The sequence below is a fragment of the Psychrobacter sp. YGAH215 genome, assembly GCF_007280595.1.
Taxonomy (GTDB): Bacteria; Pseudomonadota; Gammaproteobacteria; order Pseudomonadales; family Moraxellaceae; genus Psychrobacter; species Psychrobacter faecalis.
The window spans coordinates 1-22,842 of the sequence record NZ_VKLR01000006.1 but is presented as its reverse complement, the minus strand read 5'-3'; the positions used below and the strand labels follow the sequence as shown (position 1 = coordinate 22,842).

Below are 22,842 nucleotides of genomic sequence, written 5' to 3'. Positions count from 1 at the left end.
ATTATTAATTATGATGGTTTCATAAAATAAGTTGCTAGATAAAAGCCAGTCTCTTTATCGCCACTATTTTGGTGCAAAGATACTGGCTTTTTTTCTGTCATCTGTATGCCATTGTTTGCTATGATAATGACGTTTTTGTCTTCTATAAGAGTTAGCTTACCGTGCCTCACGTTTCCACGTCGTCTCACAAGCGTCCCCGCAAGCTCTGGTGGCTACTTGGCTTTATATTCTTCGCGCTATTTGCCGTGTTGCAAATGCCAGCAGCCTGGCTGCTTGAAAAATATGCCCCTGATACGCCGTATGTACAACATGTATCTGGTAACTTATGGCAAGGCTCAGCGATTTGGCAGCTGCCCGTGTCAGCAACACCGCTTACCGGTGCTGCTGAGTGGTCGTGGCAGCCGTGGCATCTACTATTAGGCAAATTAGGCGCAGAAGTCGATATCAGCTCAGAGCAGACCCGCTTAAATGGTCAGGTGAAAGTAGGCACCAGCTCATGGCAAATTCAAAACATGAGCGGTAAAATTGCCCCTGAAACTTTAGCCAGTGTGGTCGATTGGCAGTTGCCTAATACCCCGATTCAGGTCAATAACGTTTCATTAAAACGTCAATCTGCAAAAAATTCTGAGTCAAGCAGTTCAGGTAAAAACGCCGCTGGTTTTAGGGAAGCAAGCGGTCAGCTAACATGGGTTGGCGGTGAAGTTGGCTATCCTAGTGGCGGTAAGGTCTTTTATATCACCATGCCCGCGCTACGAGCCGAGCTTAGTGCCGAGCAAAAAAATAATAAAAATCTGCTGCATGTCAATCTTATCAACAATCAAGATAAGCGCCTGGGCGATTTGTATATCGATGGCGACAATATGCTAGATGTGAGTTTAACCCAGCGTCTACTAGAAAATATGCCAGAATATAAAGGTCAAGCCCCACAAGATACGCCTGTGGTCAGTGTGCGCCAGCCATTGCTTAGTGGTTTAGGGGCGCGCTAGATGATGAATGTTGCCGATGTATCTAGCCGTTTAAAACCTGTTATTAATACCCTCAATCGCTTTGCAGCAGCACTATTGCTATTAGCGATTGTTTGGCTATGCTGGAGCGCGGCGCGTTTGCTTTGGTTGCTGCTGGCTGCGCCATTAGCGCCTACCTTACCAGTTGCTCCTTTACAGAGTACGGTGAACACCAGTACAGATCATAGTGGTTTATTTGCCATTTTTGCTGACCCAGATCCTATCGCTGCGCCAGTACAGCCGCCGCCTAATGTTTCGTTAAAAGGTGTACTTATCGCCATACCAGAGAGTCTGTCTTCGGCGATGCTGGACGTCAATGGCGAAGTGAAAAATTACCGTATCGGAGACACTTTAAAAGACAGCGACTATACGCTGGTCGCCGTCGATTGGAATGAAGTCATTATCGCCGATGCTTACGATAAAGAAGTCGTCATCAGAATGCCAGAAGCCATGCCGCTTGATCAAAGTGCCATGCTGGCGGGCACGGTAAGTAATCAGCGTTTGCCAGATAATAGTATGTTGCCAAACCTGTCTAATGCGCCAATGTCCGAGCAAGGCAATCCTGAGATGCAGCCAAATGGCCAAGAAAATGGTCAGGCAACCGATCAAAGCGCGCCGCAGTCGCCAATTGATGAAGCCGTCACCGAATTACAGTCAAACCCAGCCAGTTATTTAAGTCGAATGGGAGTGATGGCATCTGGAGAGAGCTATCAAGTCACCGCCGCCATGCCAGCCAAACTGCGTAACCGTTTAGGGCTAGAGCCGGGTGATAAGGTACTGACCGTCAATGGTCAAAGCGTTGGCAGCAATCCCGGCCAAGATGCCAGTATACTGCAGCAAGTAAAACAATCTGGCGAAGCGCAAATAGAAGTACAGCGCGGCGATCAAGTTATTACCATTCGCCAGCAGTTTTAGTAAAAAATTTCATCAGTTAATACATGTGGTTCATATTATATTCAGCAAAAGATTTGTTCAGTAAGTACGAAAATCAGTATATCCGCGTCATCACTGTAGGTAATTATCAATATGGTCAGTTCTCAAAATTTTTCGGTCACGCCTTTGTACCATATCTTGCAGCGTTTGATGCGTTTGTGTCGGCCGCTATGTTTAGCCGTTCCGCTATGGGCAGCGAGTACAGGGCTGGTCAATGCAGAAAGCTGGAAGGTTAATCTGCAAGATGCCGATATTAAAGCATTTATTAATGAAGTGGCGACCATTACCAATCAAAACTTTGTCCTCGACCCGCGTATCAACGGTAACGTCACGGTCATCTCTAATAAAGCGCTGTCACGTGACGAGATTTTTCAGCTGTTTTTAAGTGTCATGCAGGTCAATGGTATTGCCGCTATCGATTCGGGTACGACCATTAAGCTGGTACCAGATAACGTTGCCAAACAATCTGGCGTGGCGGTGGACTTACGCGGGGACAGTGTCGGTGAAGCCTTAGCGACACGGGTGATTTATTTGACCAATACCCAAGCAGCAGAAGTGCTTGGCGTCATTCGACCGCTGATGCCGCAGTCCGCCCATGCAGCAGCGGTACCGGGCGTTAATGCGCTAGTATTGTCTGACCGTGCTGATAGTCTTAATCAGCTCACGTCACTTATCCGCGATTTAGACAGCAACGTCAATGACAGTTTGCAAGTCATACCGCTGCGTCATGTCGACGCTGAGCGTATGATGGAGTTGATTAGTGCCTTGGTGGCAAGCGCAGGTAGCGGGCAAGCACAAGGTGGCAGTAATCAGCTAAAAGTCATTGCCGATACTTCTAGTGATAGGCTGCTCGTCAAAGGCAGTCCGGAGATGATTGCCAAAGTTCAAGAAATGGTCAATCAATTAGACACTACGCCTTCGAGACGTTTAAGTGGTCTGCGCGTCTTTCGCTTAAAATACGCCAGTGCCGGTCACATTGCAGAGATGCTGCGCGGCTTGCTTGCCAGTCAGTCTATTAATAGTGCTGGTGCGGCCTCAACTTTAGAGTCAGCTTCACTAAATGGTGCCAGTAGTACAGGCTCGGCTCTTAACAATAATACTAATGCGCTTACCAACAGTGCTACGAATACCAGTACTGGCGCTACGGGAGCAGCGTTATCTACTGCAAGTTCAGGTGGCACAGGTAATGGTATCGGCGGGCGACCTTTTAGCATTATCGCGGATGAAACGCAAAATGCTGTTATCGTCAATGCCGCGCCCGAGCTGATGTTTGAGATTGAAGATGCCGTCGCTCAGCTCGATAGCCGCCGTGCCCAGGTTTTGATTCAAGCGGCGATTGTTGAGGTTTCAGGCGATGATGCTACCCAACTTGGCGTGCAGTGGGCCCTGGGTAATGCCAATAGTGGCTATGGCGTGGTGAACTTTAATAATGTTGGCGCGAGTGCCGTCTCGCTTGCCGCCGCCGCGTTATCAGGTGGCGCAAATATTAGTGCAGCAGCGGGCTCTATTGCTGGAGCGTTAATTGGTATCGGCGATAGTAAAAAAGACAGCCAAGGTAACACTCAGTTTTATGGTGCAATCTTACAAGCGCTTGATTCGTCGACCAGCGCCAATCTGCTGTCGATGCCATCAATTTTAACCTTGGATAATGAAAAGGCCAGTATTTTAGTCGGTCAAAACGTGCCTTTTGTCACCGGCTCTTATACCACAGGCAGTGACTCATCAACCAATCCATTCCAGACCATTGATCGCCAAGATATTGGTATTAATCTAAATGTTATACCTCATATCGGCGACAATGGCACCGTACGTCTAGAGGTTTCGCAAGAGGTTTCGTCGGTAGTGCCTGGCAGTGCCGCCAATGCCAGTGGCCTGATTACCAATAAAAGCTTGATTAATACCACCATCCTAGCCGACGATCAGCAGACCATTGCTTTGGGCGGTTTGATGCGCGATAACACCACCACTCGCCAACAAAAAGTTCCCGGTTTGGGCAGTGTACCCGTCATCGGACGGCTGTTCCGCTCTGATAATGACAGCACGCAAAAGAGTAACTTAATTATTTTTTTACAGCCGACCATCTTACGTGATGGCGGGGCAGTCGCTAGTGTGACCGAGCGCAAATACAATCAGATGCGCGTCCTGCAACTGGTCATCGATAAAAACGGCACTATTAAACAGCTGCCACTTAGTGGTACAGAAGGTTGGAATGGCAACGTCAGCGCAGACTATGAATTGATGCCACTCAATCCACTGGTACCTAAGCGTGACCAAACGCCAAAGCCAACTTCGCAAGGGTTTACTAAAGTAGATACACCTAGTACTAGTGGTATCACGACTTATCCTTTAAAACGCTAAATTCTAATATAGAGCGCTTGCGAACGGATAACGTAGGCACTAACTTCTTGATTAAAGTAAAGCCCATCTCATCAGTAAATGTACGGCATGATAGCGCTGCCGTACATTAGCTTGCGTATTCATAACACAGATAAACATAGGGCGTCTTCAAGCGGCGTATAATTAGAGTGTCTCTAATAACCTATTGCTTTTATAAGCAATTTTTTAAGATAATTATTTAAATAACTGTCATTTAAGTAGACTGGTTTAAGTTAGTAATTTTTAAGCTAATAAGTGAAAAATGGCTAGAATCTTAAAAGTAGCTAGAACCTATAGGCGGCACTAATGAGCAATCTTGATCATCAAAAGAAAAAGAAATGGTTAATCTTCAGTGCGGTCGCCATGGCTCTATTACTGATTCCGCGGCGTAGTAGTAAAAAGGCTGATAGCCAATTATCAAATAATAATAACGATGATAAAGGGCCTGACGAAAAAGCAGCTAATAAATTATCTAATTTGAATTAAACGTCTATATTTAAGAAAAATAATGAAAATTATTAAATTTGGAGTCTATTGATGACTGCGATTGACGCCTCATTTAACGCTAATGAGAAATTGCCTACTATTTTTCCTCTCATTGATACTCATACCCATTTTGACGCTCCCGTGTTTGATGTCGACAGAGAGGAGCAAATACAAAAAGCGTATCAGCGAGGCGTGCGCCATTTGGTATTGGTCGGTTATTTACACAGACACTTTGACCGTTTATACGCAACTAAAGAATTTATTGATAAACAGGCACATGCTGTTTCAGAACAGGCATTTAAGCAAAAAGAAATGTCTCTGCATGCGTATATTGCCCTAGGTTTGCATCCTTTTTATATCGATCAGCATACGGATGAGCATTTAGAAAACATGGCGCAGATGTTAAATAACAAGCGTCCTTTAGCCATTGGTGAAATCGGCTTTGATACCTTTACGGATGAGATGAAACAACCTGATATGGTCGCCAAGCAAGCGCGTTTTTTTAAAGCGCAATTGGATATGGCGGTTAGCCACAAGTTACCTGTCATGCTACATATTCGTAAAGCGCATGCTGAAGCATTGGCGTTGTTAAAGGCGCATGACTATGATGCCCATAAGCTTGGCGGCGTTGCTCATAGTTTTAGTGGCGGTGAACAAGAAGCAAAAGCCTTTGTAAAGTTGGGCTTTAAGCTTGGGGTGACCGGTCAGGTGACCAATCCCAATGCCAAAAAGCTACGCCGTGCGATTCAAGCAGCGGTCGATACTTATGGTATTGAGTGTTTGGTCATCGAGACGGATTGCCCAGATATGACGCCGATAATGTGCCAAGTTTCGAGCGGTAATCAGTCAGCGCTTGGGCAAAGCCCAGATGATGAATGGGGCGATGCGCCCGCTCATAATAGAAATGTCCCAGCCAACTTACCTTATGTATTAGGCAGTTTAAGTGAATTACTTGCGGTGCCAACTGAGACGCTTGCTGAGCAATTGTGGCACAACAGTTGCAGTGCTTTACGTACCGATTGGCGTTATCCAGCTTAAAAGTAGTCCAAAATACTTATTAATAATAAACAACCTTTTAATCGAGCTCTAATTTGTTATGACCGAAGAAACACAATTGCAGCAAACTATAAAGCAAACAGATACTTTAGTTAATAAAGAAGTCACTGCGCGCAGCGAGCAACAACTTGCTGCTAATAGCGACGATGTGATTGATGAATCGTCAGCGCAGTATGAGCGCCGTTTTAAAGGCACGCAAACCCTTTACGGTGCCTCTGCTGTCGATACCTTTGCCGCAGCGCACGTTTATGTTATTGGCGTTGGCGGAGTGGGTTCTTGGGCGGCAGAAGCGCTGGCGCGTACCGCCGTTGGGACGATTACATTGATTGACTTGGATATATTGGTGGCGTCAAATGTCAATCGTCAGCTGCCAGCGTTAGACAGTACTTTTGGGCAAAGTAAAATCGCGGCAATGGCCACACGTATCCGTGAGATTAATCCGAAAGTTAAAATAAATCTGATAGATGATTTTTTAACACCTGAAAATGTCGCAGCATTATTGCCTACGCGCGAGCAAGCAAAAATGGCTATACAAAAAAATCCGATTGTTATTTTAGACTGTGTCGATGATATGAATGCCAAGCTTGCTATTGCCCTGCACTGCCGCTTTAACAAACTAAAATTGGTGTGTGCAGGCGGAGCAGGTGGTAAGATAGACCCAAGCCAGATTCGTATAAGCGACTTACGGGACAGTTATCAAGATCCGCTGTTGGCAAAGCTACGCAATAAGCTGCGCCACGAAAAAGGGATTAATAGTGCGCTTAAAGAAAAATTTGGCATTAAATGTGTCTATTCGACAGAGCCGCCGCGCGTCGATAAAAGCTGTCAAACAGGCGGCTTACATTGCGGTGGCTATGGTTCGGCGGTCGTCGTCACCTCAGTGGTCGCGATGCTGATGGTTAGTGAAGCATTACAATTATTGCTCAAGCAAGCGGCGGTTAAACCAAGCGTTTGATATGAATTAATGGAGTCCATTTTGTCTACATCTAACTCGCCAGAAATTGGTTATCGTTATCCTGTTGCTGTGGAAGACGCTGAGCGTATTAATAAACTCAAAAAATATCAGGTACTCAACAATAATGAAGAACCTGCTTTTGCGCGTTTAACCGAGCTTGCGAAATTGTTTTTTAATATACCAGTCGTAGCCATTACTTTTATGGATGAGGAAACCCAGTATTTAAAATCGGTACACGGACTTGATGGTATTTGTACAACGTCACGCAAAGTCGCTATTTGTAATTATACTGTCCTGTCGGATGAGGTTTTGGTACTGCCAGATTTGACAGAGGACAGTCGCTTTAGTCAAAACCCGTTGGTGACAGAAGCGCCATATTTGCGTTTTTATGCTGGCGCGCCGATTATTATGCAAGAAGATGGCAAGACCTATCGTTTGGGTTCTTTATGTTTGATGGATATGCAAGCGCACCACGATTTTACCGAAAAGGATGCAGATATATTGGCGCAGTTTGCTGCGATGGCTGCCGATGCTTTGAAACTTCAAGACCAGCAGCGCCATGCCAAGCATGCTAATGAGATGAAGTCAGAGTTTCTGGCCAACATGAGCCACGAAATACGTACGCCGATGAATGGCATCATTGGTATGGTTGAGATGCTCGCTGAGACTAAGCTGAGCGCTGAACAACAAGAGTACGTCGATAATATTAAAGTCTCAAACGAGCACTTATTGGCGATTATTAACGGTATTTTAGATTTATCAAAGGTTGAGTCGGGCAAAATGACCATCGATTCAATACCGATGAATATATCGAGCCTTTGTAATGAAGTGGTGAGTTTATTTGCGGTCAAAGCCCGTCAGCGAGGTTTGACGTTAGATTATCATTATACCGAGGCATTATCGCCTTATATCAAGGGTGATCCGGTACGCATCAAACAAATCATGGTGAATTTGGTCAATAACGCGATCAAATTTACCCGTGAAGGCGGACGGGTAACCATTGACGTTAAACACATGGAAAACAACCCTTATGAGGATAAATACGGTAATCATAAGTCTATATGCAGTCATGAGCTACAAGTAGAGCAAGCGTCTCATTATAATACTGATGATAGTGGTTCGGTTAATCATCAAGACATGACGCTCTGTATTGAGGTTACAGATACCGGTGTCGGTATCAAGCCAGAATCTTTAGAGGCGATATTTGATGCTTATGATCAAGCCAATAAATCGACTCATCGCCTTTATGGTGGAACAGGTCTAGGTCTGTCAGTTTGTAAATCTTTGGTAGAGCTGATGGGCGGCTATATCGAAGTAGATAGTGCCGTTGGTATTGGTACGACCTTTACCGTATTATTGCCGCTACCTCCTATCGATGAAGCACATTACGAGAACTGGCAAGACTCAAACGACTTTGGTATGACAGAACCAAGTCATGAGCTTATTGGTCATATATTGCTGGTTGAAGATGATAGCGTCAATGCCATGATTGCTAAAAAAGCACTGAACAATAGCGGTCATACGGTCACTCACGTCACGGATGGACAACAAGCCATAGAGGTTTTTTCGTTAAATCCTGAGCAGTATGATGTCATTTTGATGGATCATCACATGCCGATTATGGATGGTGTACAAGCGACGATTAAACTGCATGAGCTTTATGACCCGCAAGCATTGCCGCCTATCATCGCCTTGACCGCCAATGCGATGGATGGTGAGCGTAAAAAATATCTTGATGTCGGTATGCAGGATTATTGCACCAAACCCTTTAAACAAGAGCAGCTTAATGCCTTGGTGCAATACTGGCTGATGTATAAGCAATCGATGGAAGAATAATTTCCTCATCTAAAAAGCATTTGACATTAAAAAAGCTTAACCCCTAATAGCGGTTAAGCTTTTTTTAAACGAGATAAAGACGCTTAGTTAACGCGCGTTTGGTAATCACCAGTACGGGTGTCAACACGAACCACTTCACCTTGCTGGACAAATAACGGTACACGTACCACAGCACCTGTCTCTAGGGTTGCAGGTTTGCCGCCACCACCTGACGTATCTCCGCGCACACCTGGATCGGTTTCAGTAATTTGCAGTTCAACAAAGTTAGGCGGCGTTATAGATAACGGCACACCATTGAATAGAGTGATGGTGCAAAGCGCGTTACTGTTTTCTTTTAGCCATTTTAGCGCATCACCAATCGCGGTTTTGTCGGCTTGTAATTGCTCAAAACTTTCGGGGTGCATAAAGTGCCAAAATTCACCATCGTTATAAAGATAGTTCATTTCAGTGTCTAGCACATCCGCCGCTTCCAAGCTATCGCCTGATTTAAACGTCTGCTCGAGCACGCGACCACTGCGTAAGTTGCGCATTTTGACACGGTTAAAGGCTTGCCCCTTACCCGGTTTGACAAACTCATTCTCAAGAATGGCATACGGGTTGCCATCGAGCATGACTTTGAGACCAGCTTTAAATTCGTTAGTAGAAAAACTTGCCACGGAAGACTCCTAAGGGTTGTAAGTATTGTCATCAATAATTGGATGTGGGGTTTGCGCCTTGCTGTGCTAAAGCTGTCTATGACGCTCGAGGTTTATGAATAATTCGTATGCTTTGATAGCAGACGTACTAAGAGCGTATAATAGCGGCTTTTGGGCACAGGTATAAGGTTGTCATGATAAACCATTTAATCACACAAAAAAACTGGCAAACGCAATTATCCGAAGCGATAACCTCTATTGATGAGCTGCTTGAGCTACTAAAGCTTGAATCATTGCGCTCAGAGGTCTATATACCTGAACATTTTGTGCTGCGTGTACCGCGCGGTTTTGTGGCAAAAATGACGGTTGGTGACGTTGATGACCCTTTGCTTAAACAAGTATTTCCCAATAAACAAGAACAAATTGCTGTGACCGGTTATGTGGCAGACCCTTTAAGCGAGAATACGCACAATCCGGTGAAAGGTTTACTGCATAAATACCAATCAAGAGTCTTATTAACCATTACGGGTGCTTGCGCCATCCATTGTCGTTACTGTTTTCGTCAGCATTTTGACTATAGCGCCAATATGCCAACCGCCGATGCCAAAGAGCATATTATCAATTATATTAGCGCCCATTCTGAGATTAACGAGGTGATTTTAAGCGGCGGTGACCCGTTAAATGTTACCAACAGACGCTTATTTGCTTGGCTCGATACCTTAGAGGCGATTCCGCAACTGACCACCATCAGGCTGCATACCCGTTTGCCATTGGTCATTCCAGCGCGTTTAGATGAGGCGCTATTAGAAAGACTGTCGCAAAGTCGCTGCCAAATCGTGATGGTGATTCATTGTAATCATGCCAATGAGATTGATGCGCTGACCGCTGAGTATTTGCAGCGTGCGCGCGCAGCGGGCGTCACTTTATTAAACCAAGCGGTACTGTTAAAGGGTATCAATGATAGCGTGACGGTGCAAACGGCATTGAGTCAGCGCTTGTTTGCTGCTGGCGTCCTGCCTTATTATCTACACGTGTTGGATAAGGTAGCTGGTGCTGCCCATTTTGATAGTGACGAGCAAGCTGCTATTGCGCTTTATTGGTCGTTACTGGCAGTATTACCTGGTTATTTAGTGCCAAAATTGGTGCGCGAACTACCGAATAAACCCTTTAAAGTACCGATTGATATTTACAATGAAACTTAAAATAGGTAATATGGTACATCAGAATTTTAGTAGACAAATAACGATTAAATTATTAGGTTGTGTTCTAAAAAGTATGCTGGCGATAAAAATCAATAAAAAATCTATGCTAAGTTCTCTGATTTTATAGGGCTTTCAAGGCTTCAAAAATTGTTCAAATTTTAATCAGCATACTTTTTGACACACCACCAATTATTATTAATAGTAATTTTTAGTGATAAGTTTAAAAATTCTCATAAATAGGCACTGTTAAAGTACTCTGAGTCAAACTCATAAAGTGGTCAGTGAGCAGTCAATTTGAGATCTATGCCTAAATAGTTTGTGCCCGAGTGGTTTGTACTTAAGTGTCGTCGTCTATAAAGGTAAATTCTAGAGATAGACTTCTATTGATAGCCTACGCAATTACTAAGGATAGTAATGGTAAATTTATCGACATTTCAGCAGTATTTAACAACGAATGCGCCCTTATCGCAACCATTGCCTAGATCGTTTAATAGCGATGAGCAGCATTTGCGCAAATGGGCTGCGCTGTTGCCCCTGCAAACAGAGATGCAGCAAATAGAGCAATTAGAAAAAGTGCTCACAGAATTGCGCACGGCAAATATAGATGATCGACAACGCCTGACGCTATTTAATATTGTGCTGAATGCGGCCAATCAGCTGATTGCGCTGCTGCGCCAGCATTATATCTATGAGACGCAGGCTTTCAACGCTTATCAGTTGGATTATGTGGCACAAGTGAAGTCGCTGTACTATTTAATGATTATGGGTTACGACGGTGTTATAAAGCAAGAAATTGCTTTTTTAGCAGATAATGAGTCGCAATCAGCCATCAATCTGTGGCAGCGCTATTTTATCAATGACAAATCCTCGCCGATTACTTTGGCCATTGCAACCTATCAGACGCTGCTGATGTATCAAAAGTTACTGTTTGAAGAAGCGCTTTGCTATCAAAAGCCTACAGCGTCCTTATGGTTTAATATTAATCAGCTCTACTATATGGCTTGCCAACAGCGGACAGTTAATATTGATGTCAGTGCTTATATCCCCACCCACTGTGCGGATACTATCCATCAGCTATATGCTCAGTTATGTTTGCATAGCTTGTTAAACGTGCGTGCCATGCGCCGAGCCAATATATTGATGGTACAGCGTTTGCTATTAGAGTGGAGTGAACACCTTATTATAACGGTAGAGCCGCAGACGGAGACAAAGGTGTTCGTCAATTTAAATAGTGACAGCGCACCGACGTATTTGACCGCCCATTGTGCGATCAATCCTTATGATGCCCATCATGATTGTGTATTTATCGAGTTAGCACCGCTGGTCGCTCATTTAAAATCGCGTAGGGACACACTTATCGAGGAAGGTCGAGAAGGCGCTGAATATTGCTTGCTTAACACGGTTGCCATGACATTAAGCTATCGCTATATCCAGCCTCGCTTGACACTAGCCATCAAGCAAAGTGCCAAACAAGAGGCTCACGTCATCACGGGATTCAATGACATTCATTACCGCGTCAGTAACCAGCAAAGCTTATCAAGTTTGATTGTTGCTAAAGTGCTGCCAGATTATCAGCAACCCCGCTACGATACCTTGCCAAAAAAACATGCCAACGATAAAGGGTTAGCGGTAGAGACATTTGACGGTAGATTTAATGATGGCGCTGTCAATAATGACGATTTTTCTGTTCTTCGTACCTTGCGATTATTGCCCAAACCAAAAGAACCAGTGGCAACGGCTGAGCATATGGCGTGCAAAAACGTTCATTCATTTTTTGGCCCTGAGGCATCAATAAAAAGCAGAGAGACAAATGATACCCTCGAAAAAGACTATAGTCCTAAAGGTATAAAAGATATAGCAAGTATTGCTAATAATGACGTGCTAGATTCTATTAAACCGCCATCACTGCGTATTATGAGTCTGTTCTTATTATGTCGTCCTCATCAATCAGCGTCACCTGACTGGTCAATAGGGGTGGTACGCTGGCGCGAGATGGATAACGAAAAGCCTGAAATTGATTGGCAAGTACTGGGTCATCAGCTCATCGCCTGTGGTATTCGTCTGCACAATAGAGACAATCGCAGTCGGCATTTTGTACCAGCGCTTGTCGTTGGGGGCGATGAGCAATTACAGGCTGTTTGTAGTTTGATCGTGCCGACTTCCCATTTTCAAGTAGGAGATAAAGTCATGATGCGTATTGATAGCAAACAAAAAACATTGCGCTTGGTACGGCGTTTAATGATGAACGACGAGTTTAGCCAATATGAAGTGGTACAACTTTAAATAGTTATCTATTAATAGCTTAGATAAGTTTAGGACGATCAATACTTAAGAATTGATCATAGGTTAAGCATGTTTGGTTTAAGTTTGTTTAAGTGTTTATAACATCGCCTTGAGGTTGTAACTTAAGCAGCAGTCGATTACATTATTGTTTATAATGAAAAAATCGCTACTACCATTTAAAAGGCTTCTTATGCGTACTCAGTCTATCCTAAACTTATTAGTAATCGACGACGACCAGCTTTATGCTGAGCGTATCGTTGACTTGCTAGGTTCATATTATGATAGTGTGAACTTAGGGTTTTTAGATGATAAAGAGGAGTTGCTAAAGGCGTTACGCCAGCCGTGGGATACCTTGGTGTTTGGGCAAGCTTATGATATGAACTTTACCGAGGTGGTCGGTATTGTTCAAGAGCAAGGTATTGATTTGCCATCGGTTTGTTTGATAAATAAAGATACGATAGTCAACGCTCATAACGAAGCGGGCTTACCTTCTATTTTAAATGGCACAATGGTCAAAGCGCTGAGCGCCGATCAAGAAATGGCAGTAGTCATGGCGATTTGTTTGCTCCATGACAACCTACGCAGTCGTCAACAGCTTAAAACTTTACAGCATGTCATCTCTGAAGCAGAGCAGCGCGCCAATGTGCTGATTAAAAACTCTAAAAGTGCCGTTGCTTATATCGATCAAGGTATTCATATTTTTGCCAATGACCCGTATTTGCAGTTGTTTGGTTTTGAGTCAATGAATGACATTATTGGCATACCGGTGATTGATTTGATAGCGGGCGGTGACAATATCAAAGCCTTTAAGCAGTTTTTACGTCAATTCGATAAAGGCAACCGCAAAGACGTTGAGTTTAATTTTGAAAGCAAACGTACCGATGGCAGTACCTTTGAAGCAAAATTACAGCTTGCAGTCGCGACCCTTGATGGCGAGCCCGTTACCCAAATTATTATTCAGCAAAATAATGCCAACAGCGCCGACGTTGCCAAGCGTTTGGCAGCAGCCGAACGTAAAGATAGCTTAACAGGTATTGATAATCGCCTCGGTTTTGAATTGCAGCTGACTAAAGTGTATGAGCAAGCAAAACAAGGCGCTTTGACGGCAGGATTATTTTATATTCAACTCGATAATGTGGGTAAGATTAGAAGCAGCTTGGGTTTACAAGGTGTTGATACCACCGTGCAGCAAGTCGCGTATGCCTTAGATGAGCTAATGACAAATGAGATAGAGGGAAACAGCCATGTGAGTCGCTTTAGCGATACCGCTTTTACTATCTTGGTAGAAAATCAAAATACCGCTGCGCTTGAGAAATTGGCTAAGAAAATTGGCTCGACCATTAGTGACATGCTAATCGAGGTAGATAAACGGACGACAAGTACCACAGCAAGTATTGCGATCGTAAAAATAGAAAAAAATACGCCTGAACCAAGAGTGTTGCTCGAGCGGGCACTGGATGCTATCAATCAAATTATGATTGAAACCTCCAATCATGGCGATACATACCATCTGTATGACGCCAGTGAACATGCCAATAGTGATGATCATGCTTTGGCTGAGTCTTTAGTCGATGCCATTGCTAATAATCGCTTTGAGCTGTCTTTCCAGCCCATATATGATATCAATCATGATCGTAGTGATTTCTTTGAGGTATATCTGCGTTTGCCACTAGCGGATGCAAATAATACAGTATTGACCCCCGACCAGTTTATGGCGGTGGCCAAAGCGCACAAGCTCCTTGAAAAAATTGACCGCTGGATATTGATCAATGCCTGTAAAAAAATCAATGACGTGCGTAAATCCCATCCAGATGCAAGGTTATTGGTACAACTGACCAATGCGTCGTTGATAGATAAAAAACTGCCGAGCGTCGCTAGTCAACTCATCAATGCTGTTGGTGGCAAAGCGGGCGCGTTAACCTTACAGTTTAACGAAAAAGACATTGCCGATCATTTGACTGTCGCAAAATCGCAATTTAAAACGCTTAACCAAGTAAACTGTCAGCTGGGTATTAATAATTTTGGCTCGTCTGCTAAATCGGTTGAGCTGGCCAATTTTGTGCAGCCTGATATGGTGCGCTTAGCCCGCAATTATGTCGATAGCCTTGATAACCCAGAGAATTTAGAAACGGTTAAGTCGCTCATCATGCGTACCAATGAAATTAGCGTTGATGTCTTGATGCCATATATTGAAGATGCGGCGACCATGTCAGTCGCGTGGAGCGTGGGCGCACGCTACTTACAGGGTTATTATTTAGAAGCACCTAGTAATACCATAAAAGTGGCAAGCGAGAGTTAAGTCTAGGTAACTAATTTTTATTTTTACCACATAACCCATATTTAACGGTTAGCAACGATATATACTTCTACGCAGCGTTATGTTTGTTTATCCTTTTTATCTTGTATTATGGTGAAGGTAGGCGCATACATAGCCTCTGCTCCTCAATTTAAGATTATTCCACCATGTCTATTATCAAAAAATACTCATTAGGCGCTGTATGTGCCGCTATGCTATTGCTCACCGCTTGTGAAAAAACACCGCCTGATTATCGAGATCCGGTCACGCTGCCGCTTTATACTGAGGGCGATGCCGACAACGGCGCGCTGATATACCAAGATGCTTGTGGTCAGTGTCATCAGCTCAACCCTGGACTCAATAAAAAAGGGCCGCAGCTGATGAATATTTATGGCGCAAAAGCCGCCGAGCTAGAAGATTATACCTATAGCGAAGGGCTTGCGGCATCAGGTTGGGTATGGGATGCTAAGACGCTTGATACTTATATCGCTGATGCTGAAAAAGCCATGCCCGACTCAAAAATGCTGTCAGATCCGATGCCCGATAGTAAGGAGCGTGCCGATGTGATTGCCTATTTATCTACGCTGCGGGCACCGGTACCAACAGTTGATGAAACAAAATAGCAGCAACGCCTGATTGAGAAATACCTGACAGAGAAGTATTCTTTTTTAAACCTATTTCATTAAAAAATGAGCCAAGAATCGATAATGAACCAAGCCACCAATGACTATCGCCATAATCAGCAAAAAATTGCTCAGTTAATGGCGCAATTAAATCAAATAGTGCTAGATAAACCCGAGGTGGTTAAACTGGCGCTCAGTGGTATTTTGGCAGGCGGGCACTTGTTGTTGCAAGATCTGCCAGGTATGGGTAAAACGACGTTGGCGCAAGGCTTGGCGCAATTGCTTGGGTTGAGCTTTAGCCGCGTGCAATTTACCAATGATATGCTGCCAGCAGATATCTTGGGTATGAGTATTTTTGACCAAAGTCAGCAGCAATTCGAGTTTCGTCCCGGCCCTATCTTTACGCAGTTGTTACTCGCCGATGAGATCAATCGCTCTAGCCCTAAAACCCAAAGCGCGTTATTAGAAGCCATGGAAGAGCGGCAAGTGACGCAAGATGGTCAAACCTATCCATTGCCGCAGCCATTTTTTGTCATTGCTACCCAAAACCCTTTGCAGCAAGCGGGCGTCTATCCGCTGCCTGAATCGCAGCTAGATCGTTTTTTATTGTGTTTGTCACTTGGTTATCCATCGCCTGCCGCTGAGCGCGAGCTGTTAAAGGGACAAAATCGCCGTGAGCTATTAAAACAGCTTGGCGCCGTACTAGATACCGAGGCGGTCCTATTAGCGCAGCAAGGCGTCAAGCAGGTTTATGTCGCCGATGTGGTGCTCGATTATCTGCAAAGACTGGTTGCAAAAACGCGTGCAAGCTTTGATTATCATGGTTTATCACCGCGTGGTGTGCTATCACTACAGCGTGCGGCGCAAGCATATGCTTATGTATCGGGACATATGGAAGTGACGCCCGAAGATATTCAAGCGGTGTTTGCGGCGGTCACTGACCATCGTCTTGGTCAGCGTTTCGTGCCTGCACACGTGACTGGCGGACAAGTCACACAAACTATCGCTCAACGTATATTGGCAGACGTGGCTGTCGTTATTTAATTGTTTGCATCTTTTATGGTAAGGATAGGGTAGTCATGAGTGTGTTGCCAAAAGCCTTAACCGTACCAGCTAGATCATTATTAAGCCGTTGGTTTGCCGCGCGTGCGCCCAAAAGCGATAATGCGACGCTGAATTTGCGTAACGTCTATATCTTTTTTAGCCGTGAAGGGTTGCTGTTTGCCGTTTTATTAATCATCACCTTTATCGCTGGTATCAACTATGGTAATAACTTGGTATTGGGGCTGTGCTTTTATCTCATTAGTGTCTGGCTCATTAGCTTTCATGTGACCTTTGCACATATCTCGGGTCTGCAAGTCCGTCTGCTTGATGTCACCATGGCAGAAGCCGGTGCGCCTGTTTGGGTCACGTTGCAGCTGCGTAATGACAGCCGCCGACCAAGACGGCAGTTATTATTTACCTTTGATCAAGTTGCCTCTGAGCAAACTGAGCAAAAGCTTCATAAAAAGGCCGATAAAAAAGCCAATAAAAACAACGATAACCAACATGAGATTTACGCTGATAGTCAGCTCTCAGTATTGGTCACGCGCCTACAAGACGAGCAAATCATTCGTTTGCCGGTGCAGACTTATCGTCGTGGGCAGTTGCAACTACCAAGATTAAAAATAAAAACCGTTTACCCCTTAGGGATTATGCGCGCATGGTCATATGTCTATTTCGCCCGTAGCGCGTGGGTTTACCCAAAACCTGAAGTATTTGACTGGCAAGCACAATATGCCATTGCCAGTCCGGAGGATTTGCCGATAGGCGGGCAATATCGCCAAGGTCAAGACGACTTCGAGCGGCTTGATAACTATATCGAAGGCGAGTCGTTAGCACGCGTTTCTTGGGGTCACGTGGCGCGCGGCCAAGGGATGTTTACCAAGCATTTCGCTGATCCTGTTGGCCATGAGCAAACCTTAGACTATACTGATATGCCAGCGGCGCAGCATGAACAAAAACTGGCGCAAATGGCGTACGGGGTGCTGACATTGGGTGAACTTGGCGTCCCATTTAACATGCGCTTACCCAATGAGATAACGGTTAATAAGCATGCTACTGCAACGATGGGCGAAGGTGAGGCGCTTGCACAAGCATGCTTGTTAAGGTTGGCAAAAGCACCATGAACAACTTCAAACACCATGCTGCAAGTGAGACACAGATAAATCCTGCGAACTTTGCGCAATTGGCATTGGGGCAAAATATCAGTGCCCCTAATGGCGTGAGCAGCCATCATAAATGGACTCGCAAGCTACTTGCCTTGCCAGCCTATTATTGGGTATTGATTGCGCAAGTTATCGTTATTTTACCGCATGCAGCGCACTTGCCGTTATGGCTCATAGGTTTTGCGCTGGTCAGTATCATTGCCCAACTACCGTGTATTAAAGCTAAGTTTAAAAAACTGACGCATTTAAAGCGCGTTTATCAAAGCATGCAAATGCTTGGCTTTTTACTTGGGCTAGTAGGTTTATGGCTGACCTATAACACGGCATTTGGACTGGATATGGGTGTGGCATTTTTAGTACTGTGCCTTATCAGTAAGCTGTGGGAATTGTACAAGCGCCGTGATGCTTATGTGGTGCTCAATTTATCTTTGTTTGTCCTTGCTTCACTGTTTTTGATGGATCAAGGTATCGTGACGACAGTAGAGGTAATCATCGGCGCGGTCATTGTATTGTTAGCATTTATTGCGCTTAACGATGATGGCAATACTCGCGGTGATGGTCGCCTGCGTACTTTGGGCGTGCTGGGTATTGGCGCATTGCCGCTGTTGGTCGTGCTGTTTTTATTCTTTCCACGCTTGCCGCCACTATGGTCAGTACAGCTCTCAGGTCAGCAAGCGACTACAGGTGTCTCTGACAGTATGTCGCCCGGCGACTTTGCCAATTTGGGTCAGTCGACTGAGCTAGCTTTTCGGGTAGAGTTTTCAGATAAGCGCCCGCCACAGCAGCAGCTTTATTGGCGTGGTTTGGTTTTTAGTAATTTTGATGGGGTCACATGGCGTCCCAGTCCGCAGCAACGAGAATGGCAACCCGCCCCGCAAATGCCAAATTGGATAGCGAATGCCTTAGCGACCGTTCCTGATGAGGTGAAAACTACCCCGAATCGATATCAAATTATCTTAGAGCCGACGCAGCAAAACTGGCTATTTGGCCTGGATTATCCTTTTGCTCAGCAGCAAGATATCAGTATTACCTCAAATTTTACCTTAAAAAAAGATCAGCCGGTTACCCAGCAGCTGCGCTACGATGTCTTGCAGTTTGCGCCGATGCGTATCGACCCTGTACTGTCTGATGAGTCGCGCCGTCTTAATCTTGCATTGCCAAGTAGCGGTAATCCGCAAGCACGCCTACTGGCGCAGCAGTTATTTGCCCAGTCTGGCTCGGATCCCGTGCGCTATATACAGGCAATCGAGCGCTGGATAAACCAAACCGAATTTCGCTATACGCTATCACCGCCACGTTTAAATACCAACCGTATTGACGAGTTTTTATTTGACACCAAAGCGGGATTTTGTGAGCATTATTCTTCTAGCTTTACCTTTATGCTGCGCGCTGCTGGTATTCCTGCGCGAGTAGTGGCAGGCTATCAAGGCGGTGAGCCTAGCCGTAACGGTAACGTTTGGGAAGTACGGCAAATGGATGCGCACGCTTGGACAGAAGTCTGGCTTGACGGTCAAGGCTGGGTACGTGTCGATCCGACAGCTTTTGTAGCCCCTGAGCGCGTCGAGCAAGGCATGGATGCGCTGACACAGGCGCGAGGAGCGACAATGTTTGGCGATGGTGCTGGGGCACAAATCAGCTATCAGCAGTATCAAATGCTGCAAACCTTACGCCGTCTATCAGACCAAGCGAGCTACTATTGGCAAAAAGACGTCGTTGGTTATGATCAGGATAAGCAAGCTGACTCATTGCTCAAATGGTTTAATATTCGCTCAATCATGCAGCAAATCACTTGGTTGGCAGTAAGTGCCATTAGCGTTATGGCGATTCTTGTGTTTGTTATCTGGCAGCGTCGCCGCAAACGTTGGCATCCAGCAGACCTGCCACTTGCCCAACTCTCAAAACGCATCGCTAAAGCGGATAAGTCGCTTGCTCGTGATGATAGCGAAGGCCAATTGGCTTGGCTTGCGCGTTTGGCAAGCGCAATCGATGATGGCAGTGGTCAAAATAGTAGCAAGCATAGTAATGTCAGTAAGCTAACTGCTAGTGGTGACTCAAAAACTGTCCAAGTAAAAATTGAGCAGATTCAACAACACTATCGCAAGCTACGCTATGGCCGTTTAAGCACACTTGCAACCAGCGATAGCGAATATCAAACGGTGCTTAAACAGCTCAAGAAAGAGACAAGTGAATTGTTTTAAATAATTTTAAAAGAACCACTTAATCACTTAAATTATACAAAGAGGCCCTAATCATAAGATTGGGGCTTTTTTTCATCCATCATAACTAACTAAATTTAAACGGGAGATTTACGCTATCAAAAAAAAGTTGTTTTTGAGGTTTATTTAAGCTAGGAGGTGAATGACTGTTTAGTTATATATCTAATATAAATTTTAGTTCTATATTGCCTACCTTTGTTAATAGAATGCTATTTTCAATATATTTATTTACAAGAATATATTATTTGAATAAATAAATTCTATCTTACTGAAAAACCTGATGAACGGTTCTAATACTAAGATGAGTGACGTTGTGCTTTTGTATATATATGTATTAAAATGTAATAAACAAAAGTTCTAAATATTTATAGGCTTTTAAATCTTGATTAAGTAATTTTTAGATATAGCAGTTTAGCGTACTAGTAGTTTGTGCTCATCTATGTTCCGCCATAACCACTAAGCTATTCATCTTTTAATGAAGACAGGGAAATTCAGTATGAACCGTAATTACAAAGTTATTTGGAATGCCTCATTAAATTGTTTTATGGCCGTTGCAGAATATGCAAAAAGTCGTGGCAAGTCATCTAGTGGTGCTGTTACTTCAAGTACAACAGTGACTAGTGGTAGCGTAGTTGCAAGTGGCACGAATATTTTGCGTTGGAGTGCGTTATGTACTGGTATGATCGCGGCTGGTTTTAGTATGCAGGCGATAGCAGCAAACTATGATGCTGGTGGAGGGGCAGTAAGAGCTGCTGATGGTATTGCAATAGGTAGTGGTGCTATCAGTGGTACGACTACTCCTGCTACCAGAGAGAGTATTGCTATTGGGCATTTATCTTCAGCTTCAGGTGACCAATCAGTGGCGTTAGGCGCAAACACTCGTGCTTCTGGTAACTCATCAGTAGCAATTGGTGGCGATGATATTGATAAAATTGCTGATAATGTAACAAAAAATGATGCATACCAAGAGATTACGGGTGTTAGGTTAATTAGAGGTAATGTTTCTGGTGGTAGTTACCGAGGTACATCAGGTGAGGGTGCAGGAGCTTCAGCATTTGGGGTGCAAGCACTTGCTAAAGGTGACTTTTCAACGGCTCTAGGTATGACATCACTGGCTGAAGGAGCGGCATCTGTAGCATTAGGTGTTAATTCAAAAGCTACAGAAAAAGGGGCATTGGCAATCGGTGCCGTCTCTAGTGCTTCTGGGGTGGGTTCTGTTGCTTTAGGGATTAACTCAAAATCTAGTGGATTAAACTCTATTGCTATTGGCTCTGGTAGTACCCCAACAACAGGTGCTAATGCGTCAGGTGAGAATGCAACGTCTATTGGGAGTCAATCAACTGCTGCTGCTAACGCTACGGCTATTGGATCGGGCGCAAAAGCAAATATAGCAGGTGGCGTTGCTATTGGTACTGGCTCTGTCGCTAATACTGCTGCCGGTATTAAAGGTTTTGACCCTTCTACAGGTGGCGCAACAAATAAAACATCAAATGTATGGGTTTCTACTCGTGCAGCAGTAGCATTAGGAGATAGTGCTACTGGCATTACTCGCCAATTAACAGGATTAGCAGCCGGTACTAATGATTCTGACGCAGTCAACGTTGCTCAGTTAAACACATTAACGAATCAAACATTTAAAATACAAGCTAACAATGATACGGCATCAGCTGTCAAATCTAGTGATACTGTTAAGTTCAAAAATGGTAGTAATGTAGAGATCACTCGCAGTGGTAATGATATTACTATCGCTACCTCAAGTAATCCAAGCTTCACTACGGTAACTTCTACTGGAGCTATGAGTGCGGGTTCTTTAAATACTGGGGGGGCTCTAACTGTCGCTGGTGTTGCCACATTAAACGGTGGCGCTAATTTAAATAATAAAAAAATTAGTGGTTTAGCTATTGGTACCGAACTTACAGATGCTGCAAACGTCGGACAATTACAAGCTGCGACTAATGGCGTGACCAACACTGCCCCTGTGGTATATACCAAAGCGGACGGTACACAAGTTTATAAAGTTGGTAGCGCGTTCTTTGACAACGCTGCTGGTACAGGTACAGCAGTTGCGAATGCAGATATCATCACTAGTATCCGCAGTGCCGATGGCAGCACCACTAGAACTACTAAACTTCGTAACGTTGCTGCTGGCAGTATTGCTACAAACAGCACGGAAGCCATCAATGGTAGCCAGCTTAATAACATCGCACAAAGCAACAAGACATTACTTGGCGGCGCAGCGGCTGTTGATGTGAACGGTGTTGTGACGTCTACCAACATTGGCGGTACAGGTGCGAGCACCATTGACGGTGCTATTTCAGCTGCGAATACCCAAGCGAACAAAGAGTTAACCTTTACAGGTAATGTGCTTAGCGACACCGGTACAAATGGTAGTCAGCAAAAACTTGGCAGCACGCTGAACATCAGTGGTGGCGCTGCTACTACAGCGACTTCAAGCAATGCCAACATTAAAACAGTGATCACTGATGGCAAGGTTGACATTCAGATTGTTGATGCCCCAACGTTTACCGGTCAAGTAAAAGCCAATGGCTTTGATGCAAACAGTCAGAAGATTGTGAATGTGGCTAACGGTGCGACCACGAGTGGCAGTAAAGACGCCATCAATGGCGGTCAGCTGAATACTACGGCGGGTTCTATTGCAAGCCACTTAGGTGGCGGTGCAACTTACAACGCGACGACGGGCGCCATCACAGCCCCAAGTTATCAGTTGGACAAA

Annotated in this window: 16 protein-coding genes; 15 read left to right on the top strand and 1 reads right to left on the bottom strand. The window is 44.5% G+C overall.

Going from position 1 to position 22,842, the window contains the following annotated elements:
- Nucleotides 1-161 precede the first annotated feature (161 nt).
- The 7 genes from gspN to FOR85_RS02725 all read left to right on the top strand — a co-directional run bounded on the left by gspN (nucleotide 162) and on the right by FOR85_RS02725 (nucleotide 8,646).
- Nucleotides 162-986 carry a type II secretion system protein N gene (gene gspN, locus FOR85_RS02755; protein ID WP_144296612.1) on the top strand — a complete coding sequence of 275 codons (825 nt, stop codon included), beginning with the start codon at nucleotides 162-164 and terminating at the stop codon, nucleotides 984-986.
- On the top strand, nucleotides 987-1,919 hold the full coding sequence (locus tag FOR85_RS02750) for a type II secretion system protein N (RefSeq protein WP_223808481.1): 933 nt from the start codon (nucleotides 987-989) through the stop codon (nucleotides 1,917-1,919).
- Between the two features lie 111 nt (nucleotides 1,920-2,030).
- Nucleotides 2,031-4,295, top strand: coding sequence for a type II secretion system secretin GspD (gene gspD, locus FOR85_RS02745; RefSeq protein ID WP_144296611.1), 2,265 nt, complete (start codon nucleotides 2,031-2,033; stop codon nucleotides 4,293-4,295).
- A gap of 324 nt (nucleotides 4,296-4,619) precedes the next feature.
- The gene (locus FOR85_RS02740; RefSeq protein WP_144296610.1) at nucleotides 4,620-4,799 is read left to right on the top strand and encodes a hypothetical protein; all 180 of its coding nucleotides are present in this window, start codon (nucleotides 4,620-4,622) and stop codon (nucleotides 4,797-4,799) included.
- Nucleotides 4,800-4,850: 51 nt separating this feature from the next.
- Nucleotides 4,851-5,837, top strand: a complete 987-nt coding sequence (locus FOR85_RS02735) for a TatD family hydrolase (protein WP_190295484.1) — start codon at nucleotides 4,851-4,853, stop codon at nucleotides 5,835-5,837.
- A 166-nt stretch (nucleotides 5,838-6,003) separates the two neighbouring features.
- Complete coding sequence (locus FOR85_RS02730) at nucleotides 6,004-6,810, top strand: ThiF family adenylyltransferase (protein ID WP_373681937.1); 807 nt, start codon at nucleotides 6,004-6,006, stop codon at nucleotides 6,808-6,810.
- Between the two features lie 21 nt (nucleotides 6,811-6,831).
- Nucleotides 6,832-8,646 carry a GAF domain-containing hybrid sensor histidine kinase/response regulator gene (locus tag FOR85_RS02725; RefSeq protein ID WP_223808480.1) on the top strand — a complete coding sequence of 605 codons (1,815 nt, stop codon included), beginning with the start codon at nucleotides 6,832-6,834 and terminating at the stop codon, nucleotides 8,644-8,646.
- A gap of 83 nt (nucleotides 8,647-8,729) precedes the next feature.
- Here FOR85_RS02725 and efp read toward each other — a convergent pair whose 3' ends face one another.
- Nucleotides 8,730-9,302, bottom strand: coding sequence for an elongation factor P (gene efp / locus FOR85_RS02720; protein ID WP_144296607.1), 573 nt, complete (start codon nucleotides 9,300-9,302; stop codon nucleotides 8,730-8,732).
- Nucleotides 9,303-9,475: 173 nt separating this feature from the next.
- Between efp and epmB the strand changes: the two genes are divergently transcribed.
- From epmB to FOR85_RS02680, 8 genes are all read left to right on the top strand, one after another.
- A complete protein-coding gene (epmB, locus tag FOR85_RS02715) occupies nucleotides 9,476-10,483 on the top strand; it encodes an EF-P beta-lysylation protein EpmB (RefSeq protein WP_144296606.1) in 1,008 nt (335 codons plus the stop codon).
- Between the two features lie 414 nt (nucleotides 10,484-10,897).
- Nucleotides 10,898-12,766 (top strand): hypothetical protein, encoded by a 1,869-nt coding sequence (locus FOR85_RS02710; protein WP_144296605.1) that lies wholly within the window; start codon nucleotides 10,898-10,900, stop codon nucleotides 12,764-12,766.
- Nucleotides 12,767-12,956: 190 nt separating this feature from the next.
- Nucleotides 12,957-15,065 (top strand): EAL domain-containing protein, encoded by a 2,109-nt coding sequence (locus FOR85_RS02705; protein WP_144296604.1) that lies wholly within the window; start codon nucleotides 12,957-12,959, stop codon nucleotides 15,063-15,065.
- Between the two features lie 164 nt (nucleotides 15,066-15,229).
- Complete coding sequence (locus FOR85_RS02700) at nucleotides 15,230-15,685, top strand: cytochrome c family protein (RefSeq protein WP_144296603.1); 456 nt, start codon at nucleotides 15,230-15,232, stop codon at nucleotides 15,683-15,685.
- 84 nt (nucleotides 15,686-15,769) lie between these two features.
- Nucleotides 15,770-16,729 (top strand): MoxR family ATPase, encoded by a 960-nt coding sequence (locus tag FOR85_RS02695; protein ID WP_223808479.1) that lies wholly within the window; start codon nucleotides 15,770-15,772, stop codon nucleotides 16,727-16,729.
- Nucleotides 16,730-16,764: 35 nt separating this feature from the next.
- Nucleotides 16,765-17,853 (top strand): hypothetical protein, encoded by a 1,089-nt coding sequence (locus FOR85_RS02690; RefSeq protein WP_144296601.1) that lies wholly within the window; start codon nucleotides 16,765-16,767, stop codon nucleotides 17,851-17,853.
- Complete coding sequence (locus FOR85_RS02685; RefSeq protein WP_144296600.1) at nucleotides 17,850-20,090, top strand: DUF3488 and transglutaminase-like domain-containing protein; 2,241 nt, start codon at nucleotides 17,850-17,852, stop codon at nucleotides 20,088-20,090. The genes FOR85_RS02690 and FOR85_RS02685 overlap by 4 nt, the downstream gene beginning before the upstream one ends.
- Nucleotides 20,091-20,604: 514 nt before the next feature.
- Nucleotides 20,605-22,842 (top strand): ESPR domain-containing protein (locus FOR85_RS02680; RefSeq protein ID WP_263390472.1); only part of this gene is annotated, 2,238 nt, incomplete at its 3' end.